Annotated in this window: 9 protein-coding genes; 2 read left to right on the top strand and 7 right to left on the bottom strand. The window is 25.0% G+C overall.

Annotation, left to right across the window (positions count from 1 at the left end):
* Window positions 1-298: 298 nt before the first annotated feature.
* The 4 genes from AACZ53_RS12290 to AACZ53_RS12275 form a co-directional block, all read right to left on the bottom strand.
* Window positions 299-1249 carry an NAD-dependent epimerase/dehydratase family protein gene (locus AACZ53_RS12290; RefSeq protein WP_339838910.1) on the bottom strand — a complete coding sequence of 317 codons (951 nt, stop codon included), beginning with the start codon at window positions 1247-1249 and terminating at the stop codon, window positions 299-301.
* Window positions 1250-1329: 80 nt separating this feature from the next.
* Window positions 1330-2070: a WecB/TagA/CpsF family glycosyltransferase gene (locus AACZ53_RS12285; protein ID WP_339838908.1), complete on the bottom strand. Its 741-nt coding sequence runs from the start codon at window positions 2068-2070 to the stop codon at window positions 1330-1332.
* A 40-nt stretch (window positions 2071-2110) separates the two neighbouring features.
* Window positions 2111-3073, bottom strand: a complete 963-nt coding sequence (locus tag AACZ53_RS12280; protein ID WP_339838906.1) for an NAD(P)-dependent oxidoreductase — start codon at window positions 3071-3073, stop codon at window positions 2111-2113.
* Window positions 3074-3823, bottom strand: coding sequence for an FkbM family methyltransferase (locus tag AACZ53_RS12275; RefSeq protein ID WP_339838903.1), 750 nt, complete (start codon window positions 3821-3823; stop codon window positions 3074-3076).
* A gap of 490 nt (window positions 3824-4313) precedes the next feature.
* Here AACZ53_RS12275 and AACZ53_RS12270 point away from each other — a divergent pair, with 490 nt between their 5' ends.
* Both AACZ53_RS12270 and AACZ53_RS12265 read left to right on the top strand, forming a co-directional pair.
* Complete coding sequence (locus AACZ53_RS12270) at window positions 4314-5249, top strand: O-antigen ligase family protein (protein ID WP_339838899.1); 936 nt, start codon at window positions 4314-4316, stop codon at window positions 5247-5249.
* On the top strand, window positions 5246-6325 hold the full coding sequence (locus AACZ53_RS12265) for a glycosyltransferase (protein WP_339838896.1): 1080 nt from the start codon (window positions 5246-5248) through the stop codon (window positions 6323-6325). Before AACZ53_RS12270 ends, AACZ53_RS12265 begins: the two co-directional genes overlap by 4 nt.
* A 62-nt stretch (window positions 6326-6387) precedes the next feature.
* Here the strand turns inward: AACZ53_RS12265 and AACZ53_RS12260 are convergent, their stop codons facing one another.
* The 3 genes from AACZ53_RS12260 to AACZ53_RS12250 form a co-directional block, all read right to left on the bottom strand.
* The gene (locus AACZ53_RS12260) at window positions 6388-6900 is read right to left on the bottom strand and encodes a hypothetical protein (protein ID WP_339838893.1); all 513 of its coding nucleotides are present in this window, start codon (window positions 6898-6900) and stop codon (window positions 6388-6390) included.
* A gap of 66 nt (window positions 6901-6966) precedes the next feature.
* Window positions 6967-7962: a glycosyltransferase family 2 protein gene (locus AACZ53_RS12255; RefSeq protein ID WP_339838890.1), complete on the bottom strand. Its 996-nt coding sequence runs from the start codon at window positions 7960-7962 to the stop codon at window positions 6967-6969.
* On the bottom strand, window positions 7962-8791 hold an 830-nt coding region (locus AACZ53_RS12250; protein ID WP_339838888.1), incomplete at its 5' end, for an oligosaccharide flippase family protein. The genes AACZ53_RS12255 and AACZ53_RS12250, both read right to left, overlap by 1 nt.

The following is an 8791-nucleotide window of genomic DNA, read 5'->3' as shown; positions in this document are numbered from 1 at the left end:
GATATAGAGACGTTTTTTTCTTTATTAAGTCTAAATTTAAAAGAACTTATTAAAAAAAATATAGCAATTATAAAACTATTTATAAAATTATAAAAAGGAATACTTATTAAAATAAAAATAAAAAAAACATTGATATAATTATTTCTTTTGTCTTGATTGAAATCATTAATTATTTCTTTAAAAATAGCCTGAAAATGTTTCATTACTTTTCTAATTTAAATTCTTTTTTTGTACTAGCAATATAATTAATATTAGCCAATAAAAAAGCGAGTTTAAATTAAACTCGCTTTTTAAAATATTAAATTTGATTTTCAATCCACTTATAGGTTGTTTTCATACCCTCTTTTAAAGATTGTGAAGGTTGCCAACTCAACTTTTCTAATAAAAGTTTATTATCAGAATTTCTTCCTCTAACTCCTGTTGGTCCTTCTATATTTTTTATTGATAAATTTTTTCCTGATATTTCGATAGCCATTTTTGCGAAATCATTAATTGAAATCATTTCTTCAGAACCGATGTTTACTGGCCCAGAAAAATCTGAATTCATTAATCTCATCACGGCTTCAACACATTCGTCAATGTAAAGAAATGATCTTGTTTGCTTACCATCTCCCCATACCTCAATTTGGCCTCCCTCTTTTGCTTCAGCAGCTTTTCTACACATTGCAGCAGGTGCTTTTTCTTTTCCACCATTCCATGTTCCTTGAGGTCCAAAGATGTTATGAAATCGTGCTATTCTAACTTCTATTCCGTAATTTCTTTGATAAGACAAATATAATCTTTCACTAAAAAGTTTTTCCCATCCATATTCACTATCTGGTGCTGCTGGATATGCAGAATCTTCAGAACATTTTGGATTGTTAGGATCCATTTGATTATATTCAGGATACATACAAGCTGAAGAAGAATAAAAAATCTTTTTCACTCCTTCTTTTTGAGATGCTCCAAGAACATTTAAGTTACATAATGCCGAATTATTCATAACGTCTGCGTCATGCTCACCCGTAAAAATATATCCTGCACCTCCCATGTCTGCAGCTAATTGATATACTTCATCAATGCCTTTAACAACTTCTTTTGCAATTTCAGGATCTCTTAAATCTCCTAATATAAACTCGTCTGAATTATTATTTCCGTATTCGTTTTCTTTTAAATCTACTCCTCTTACCCAAAATCCATCTGATTTTAATCGGTTAACAAGATGGCCTCCAATAAATCCTCCTGCACCACAAACTAATATTTTTTTCATTATATTTTTAATGTAATTATGTAAACTAGTCTACAAATATAATTTTTTTAATTTATTTTTTTGTAACTATTGTAACAATTTCACTTAATTACACCCGTTTTGTATTGTAAAATAAGTTTTAACAACTTAAATCCTTTTAAATACCTAGGAACAAATGTTTTGGGATTTGAAATGCACCTATGCAACCAACCTAAGTAGATTTGATCCATCCAAGTTGGCATTTTACCTTGTCTCCCGGTTTTAAAGGCTATTGCTGCTCCTGTGCATAAGATTGCCGGTTTATAAAATAAGTTTTCTTTTAAATATAATCCTAATTTTTCCTGTGTTCCTCCTCCAATGTTAATAAGAATCCATTTTGGCTTTTTTTTCTCTAATTGATCTAATAAATCAACATCAATAATGTTGTTTTTATAAAAAGGTGCAGTATAATTATATGCTTCTTCTAAATCAAATCCGGCATTGTTTAGATATTGAGTATTAATTTGACCATCAAGTTCTGAAGGGTTAATTAAAAACAATTTACCTTGATTTACTCTATCACTTTGAGATAAAAAATGATTAATAAATTCTAACCCTGATATTTTTTTTAATTTATTTTTATATAAAAAATTCCAAATCAATACCATATAACCACTATCGGGAATAACTATATCTGACTTTAATAAAGAGTCGTAATACGATTTATCTTCTTTAATTGTTACTAAAGCTGGAGCAGCAGGAACTGTAAGTAATCCTCCTTTTTCATGTAGAAAATCAAAAACTCCTTTTACTAAACCGTTGTAAAACTTTATTCCTAATATTTGAACTGATTGATAACTCATTTATAAGTTTTTTGATTTTTATTTTATAAAAAAGAATTCCTTATTTTTCATTTTTCATCCAATCAACAGTAATCTTAACACCTTCTTCAAGTTTGTATGGTAATTTTCCACACAATTCTTCTAAATCAGACATATCATAAACCATGTATGTAATTAAATTGTTTAATCTAAATGTAGTTAATGGAGGGTTTTTCCAGCCTAGAATTTGACATAAATCTCCAATTTTAGAAACTATTTTTAACGGAAACATTGGTATTTCTTTACTTTTTTTATTGTTGAACTGTATTGAAACCATATCTGCCCATTCTTTAAGATCAATTGATGGATAATCACTTAAATAATAATTTTTCTTAATTTTATCATTTGAGGCAAAAAGTATGGTTTCTAATTGAAATATTGTATTTAATACAAATCCAAAAGATTTTTTTGGGTAATGATTTTTGGGTAAAAAAAACAGTCCTTTTTTTACAGTATCAAAAAAAGTTCTATACGGAATTTCAAAATATGGTCCCCAAATAGAAGTAGGTCTAACTATTACATAATCATGATTAGCATTTTCACTAACTATTTTTTCACCTAACATTTTACTTTCTCCGTATAAATTTGGAGGACAATAATCATCAAAATTTTTAGGTATATAGTCAATTTTACAAACCATACGGCTTGATGTGTAAATTGTTCTTTTTATATTAGGTGTTTTATTAATAATATCAACTATGTTTTCAACTCCCTCAATATTACTTGCGTAACCGCTTAAATTGTTTTTCTCATCTAAATCTACTCTTGCCGCTAAGTGTATTACATATTCGGGATTAAAAGTTTCAAAACATTCTAGTAATTCTTTTTTATTTAGAATATTTCCCTTAAACCAATTGTTTAGATATTTTTGGTTTTTTGGTTTTTTTTTATCAAAATTTATTATCTCATGACCTTTTAAACATAAATAGTCTACTAAGTTAGTACCAATAAAACCCGAACCTCCTGTAATTAATATTTTTGACATTTAATTAGAAATTTTACTTTTGTTTTTATATAAAAAATCAATTTCTATATACTTGTTATTATTTCCTAAATTAAAGTCTAACATACCATCTAATTCAAAATTTTTACTGTTTAAATAAGCATTAATTTCTGTAAATGATGGTTGGTTAACATAAAGTTGTTCTAAATTAGCTTCAATTACAATATAATCTATGCTGTTTAATGTTTTCTCGCCTCCTTTTAAAACTTCTAGCTCATAGCCTTGAACGTCTAGCTTTAATAAAGAAACCCCTTTTGTTGTTTTGTTATTAAATTCTAACGAATCAATAGTTTTAATCAAAACATCAATTTTATCTAAATCATTTTCTTCTTTAGGATAATGATTATTATCATTACTAATATCTAGTATTGAGCTTATATGCCCAAATTTATTTTTATTAAATTTAATTGATCCAACTTCATTTCCTAAGGCTACATTATGAGTAGTTATTTTATTATTTGCATTAAAAATTTTTTCAATTTTTGGATATAAATTAGGTAAAGGCTCAAATACCTCAATCTCTGCACTTGGATATAAGTAACTAGCTACTTTTGAAAACTGTCCAGAATTAGCTCCAACATCTATAATAAAATCTAACTTTGGAACTGTTTTTTTTATGTTAGAAACAACCTCAAATGATGCAAATGAAAAAAGCTTGCCTTTAATTAATTGCAAAACCCACTTTGATTTTAATACTATGAATATCTGTTTAACTAATGTTGAATATCTCATTAATTTAATCTTTATGTTTAAGGAGTGCAATTTAGTATAAAATTTAAAAGAAACATACTTCACATCTTTTTTAATTAGAACTCTTTTTAATTATATTTTTCTATTTTTGTTCAAGACTAATATAATAACTATTTACTTATTAAAAATCTCTTTTACTTGGTATATTGATAAATTTAATACTTTTGAATTAAGAGGTCATGATTTAGAAAATGGATTTAAAAGTTCACTGGCAAAAGCAAATGAATAAATGAAAATAAACTTAAAAAAATACTTACTTTACTCTTCAGTTTTTGCCATATTTACAGAAGCTTTTTATTTTAATTTAATTATCGATTGGAAGTTATTTTACCTAATTCTTCTAGTAAATTATTTGTTAATATTTACGTATTATAAAAAAATTATTTTTACTAAAAACTTTATTTTTTTTATTTTCTTTGTTTTCATACATGGTTTGTTTTGCTATACAATTATAGGAATTCCGTTTAATTATATGCTTTCTCAAATTATTGGAATTACAATTATTGGAATATATTATTATAATTTTATACAGCTTTATAAAGTTGAAGAAATAATTGCTGTTTACCTGAAAATGGCATTAGTAATTTCTATTATTGCCTATCCTATGTATTTTTTAGGAATTAATTTTAACGCGAATAATGACCCTCGTTTAAGTGGTATACTTAAAGAACCCGCTCATTATGCAATTGTAATAATTCCAGCATGTTACTATTTTTTTAAAACAAAGAAGTATCTTTCGTTTTTTATTGTTTTTGGCACCCTTATTTTATCCAATTCCTCTTTAGGATACATTGGTTGCGGGTTAATATTTTTATTGCCTAATTTAAATCGAAAAAGATTGTCATATCTAGTAATAGTAATGCCTTTTATATTGATATCTTTTATTTATATCTACAATAATTATACTTTTTTTAAAATGCGTGTTGATGACACATATGAAAACTTAAAAGTTATTAATACAGGTAAGTTTAAAGAAGAAACAAATCTTAGTTCATATGTTATGTTAGCAAACGTATATATCATGAAGGAAAATGTTAAAGATCACCCTTTTGGAAGTGGTATTGGGAGTCATCACTACATGCATACAGAAAATTATATAAAAGAATTAAGACCTCCAAAATATTTAGTTAAACAAAATATTCATACAAATAATTCATTTGATGCCAATTCGTTAGCCATTAGAATGCTTTCTGAGTTTGGTGTTTTTGGTTTATTAGCTATACTTATTGCTATTATCGCAGGAGTTTTAGTTTTTTCTAGCAAAGAATTAATATTTTTACAAGGATTATTTATATATATATGCCTAAAATTATTTAGAGATGGTCATTATTTTCCTCCAGAATTTTTCTTTTTTTTATGTATCTTTTATATTTCCTATTTAAATCATTTTAAAAAACAAACCCATTGAAAACTATTTATCATATAGCAGAAAGTGTAGCAAATGAAAGTGGTGGATTAAAAACAGTTGTTTTAAATTTAAATTCACATATATCGTCTTCTTTTAAGAGTCAAATTATTTGTAATAAAAAAGAAGAAAAAGATGATTTTTTAGTATTTCCTTCTAATAAATTTAAAAATTGGGCTTATTCAAAAGAATTGTCGTTGTATTTAAAACAAAACTTAGATTTTCAAAGTATTTTACACCTTCATGGTGTTTTTATGCATGCACATTTTACTGGTTCAAAAGTAGCTATTAAAAACAACCTTCCTTATGTTGTTTCTCCTCACGGGATGCTTGAACCTTGGCATTTAAATGATAAAAAAATTAAAAAAAGTATTTATTTAAAACTTTTTTTAAATAAAATTATTAAAAACTCTAATGTTTTGCATGCAATTACTCCATTTGAAAAGGATAATTTATATAAACTTACAAATCACAAAAACATTGTTGAAATTCCAAATCTAATTCATTATACTAATTTGCCAAAAACAACAAATACAGCAGATGAAGAAGATTATTTTATGTTTTTAGGTAGAATTCACCCTAAAAAAGGATTAGATATTCTATTAGAGTCATTTAGTAGAATTGACAATAAGAAAATAACATTAAAAATTGTAGGTTCAGAAAATGAATATTCTAATGAATTGAAAATTAAATGTGAAAAATTAAATATTTCAAAAAGAGTAATGTTTTTAGGTGGCGTTTTTGGAGATGAAAAATATAATCTTTTATCAAATGCTAAAGCGTTTGTAGCACCTTCATATTCTGAAGCTATAGGAATGGTGAATTTAGAGGCAGCAGCATGCAATACTCCTGTTATTACTTCATTTTATACAGGTATAAATCCAGAATGGAATACCAATGGAGGCATAATGATTAACCCTAATGTTGTTGAGCTAACAAAAGCACTAAATGATGCTTCTTCTTGGTCAAATGAAGAACAAAACAATAGGGGAATAATGTTGTCTGAATATGTTAAAGAAAATTATTCTTGGGAAAAGAAAGGTGATCTTTGGACCGAGCTTTATAAAACACTAAATTAAACAAAAAAACTAAAACACATTGGTTTTAGTTTTTTTGTTTTTTAATAAAAATAAGGTTTTTATTAATTATCTAAAAGTGCTTCTAATTGTTCACTTCCTCCCATTGCTGGTGGATATTCTCCTCCGTGTTTCATTACATATTTTGATGTGCTTTCATTCCAAGTAACTTTATCATTTGCCATAAAATAAGTAGTAAAGTTTTCTTTATCACTTAAGACAACCTTGTCATTATTTTTGATTGAAATTCCAGTAATACCTATTTCATTTTGTTCTTTGTTAGTACTTAAATTTATAGATAAATTTTGGATTTTTTCTCCTTTTGGTAAATCAATAGTAATTTGCTGAGGTAGATCTGACCCTTTTACTATTTTTTCAACAGGTTCTCCTGATAAATAATAACCGTCTTTTTTGAAAACAATAGATATTACATCATCTTTTGGATATAAAGCATTTATTGTTACAGAAAATTGATCTGCTACTATTACTTTTTCATCGATTGTTTCCTCCTTTTTTGTACCATCACCACAAGAAAAAAGCAAGAAACTAATTAAAGAAACTAAAATTATTTTATTCATTTGTTAAAAAATTTAATATTTGATTTTATTCGGCAAATTTAATGGTTTTTTTAACATAAAAACAAATCAATATGATTTTTTAATTAAAATATTAAAAATCGAAATTACCCTTTTAAATTCTCCTTGCAAAAGTCTCTTAAAAATCGCGAATGTTAAGGTGTAAACCCATACTATTAATCTATATTTATTAAATTTAGTTGCAAATTTCATTTTTGCTTTTAAATAAACTAAATCTATAAAATCTGAATTTTTTCCTACATTCTTTGTGTTTGTAGAGTTACCCTGTTTATGATAAACGCTTAATACATTAATGATCTTTACATAACCGTTGTTCTTTCTCATTCTAAAAGACCAATCTAACTCTTCAAAATATAAAAAATAGTCCTCACATAATAAACCAGTACTTAATAAATTGTTAGTAGTAACTAACATTGATGCTCCAATTGGAAAATCAACTTTTATGTTAGGATTAAATTTATAATTTAATAGTGGCTTATTTACATCCACAATAATTGAATTTCCTGTTATATAATTATATTTTCCTCCTGTAGCTTGGATTAATTCTGGGTTATTATAATCTATTAAAGGTGTTCCAAAAAATATTTTATCTTTATCATTTAGTTTGGTTACTTCTTCAAGAATAGAGTTTATTGTATTTTTTTCAATTATTGTATCATTATTTAATAACCATATTAAAGAATTTTTTTTATCAAACTTTAAAATATATTTTAAAGCAATATTATTGGCAGCAGAGAACCCTTTGTTGTGTTTTGCTTTTACTAAAAGTATTTTGTTTTTTATGTTTTCATTTAATATGTTTTCTTCATTTAAAAGAACTAAATCTACAGGTTTTTTTACTAAAGGATAAATTATGTAATTAAAATTAGTTTCAATGTTGCTTATTTCGTTTTTAGACCAATTTACAATTTCATCATAAGATTTATTGTTTTCACTATTATCAACTACTATTATTTGATAATTATCATTTGTGTTTTTTAAAACACTTTCTAAACACTCTATTGTGTCTTTACTATTGTTATAATTTACAATTACTATGTACATTATATATTTTGATTTGTTGTTTTGATATATTTATAATAATACAATATTATTGAACCTGTAATGAATGTTTCTACTATGTATAATGAAATTAGGCTTCCGTTTAATTGATAAATTAAAGTTAGAAAATAACATGAAACAAACATTATTACTACGGTTATCATAGATAAATATGAAATTTCTTTTTCTTTTGAATTATATAATAGTAATTGATAAAACGGTATATTTAATGCTATTATAATAGGTATCGGAATAAATTTAATTACAAAATCTATTATTTCAATTGTTTTTGAGGGAAAATATAATTCTAAAGGTAATATTAGATAAACTCCTAATAACAATGCTGATAATGTTAATAAAGCGGCAATGTTCACTTTGTTAATTAACTGTATGAAGTTTAATCCTTCTTTTTTATCGTTTTTATACTGAATACAAAATCTTGGAAAACTAACTGCAAAAAAAACTGATAAATAACTTCTAAATAAACTAACTATCATTTCTGCTATTTTATAAATTCCAGATTCATAATTACCTAATAAACTACTTATTATTAAAATTGGAATATTTACATATAATGAAATAGATAGATTTGATAATACAATAGAAAATTCACTTTTAAAAATTTCTACAATATTGATTTTAGAAAAGCTGATAATATTAATTTTATTTTGTAAAAATATCTTTCTTAAAAAATAAATATTTACTACTAAATTAGACAAACCAATTATTAAAAAATAATATATGTAATCGTTTTTGTTGATAATAAGTAAATAAATCAAGATAATCTGAGTTAATCTTGAGATAATAATTATAGTATTTATTTTTTTTATTT

It is taken from the genome of uncultured Flavobacterium sp. (assembly GCF_963975005.1).
GTDB lineage: Bacteria > Bacteroidota > Bacteroidia > Flavobacteriales > Flavobacteriaceae > Flavobacterium.
Note: the sequence above shows the minus strand (reverse complement) of the source record. Positions and strands in the feature narration are given on the sequence as shown.

Bases quoted from the DNA above. Each gene is read 5' to 3' on its own strand.
- AACZ53_RS12290 (WP_339838910.1), bottom strand. From the start codon at position 1,249: ATGAAAAAAATATTAGTTTGTGGTGCAGGAGGATTTATTGGAGGCCAT.
- AACZ53_RS12285 (WP_339838908.1), bottom strand. From the start codon at position 2,070: ATGAGTTATCAATCAGTTCAAATATTAGGAATAAAGTTTTACAACGGT.
- AACZ53_RS12280 (WP_339838906.1), bottom strand. From the start codon at position 3,073: ATGTCAAAAATATTAATTACAGGAGGTTCGGGTTTTATTGGTACTAAC.
- AACZ53_RS12275 (WP_339838903.1), bottom strand. From the start codon at position 3,823: ATGAGATATTCAACATTAGTTAAACAGATATTCATAGTATTAAAATCA.
- AACZ53_RS12270 (WP_339838899.1), top strand. From the start codon at position 4,314: ATGCTTTCTCAAATTATTGGAATTACAATTATTGGAATATATTATTAT.
- AACZ53_RS12260 (WP_339838893.1), bottom strand. From the start codon at position 6,900: ATGAATAAAATAATTTTAGTTTCTTTAATTAGTTTCTTGCTTTTTTCT.
- AACZ53_RS12255 (WP_339838890.1), bottom strand. From the start codon at position 7,962: ATGTACATAGTAATTGTAAATTATAACAATAGTAAAGACACAATAGAG.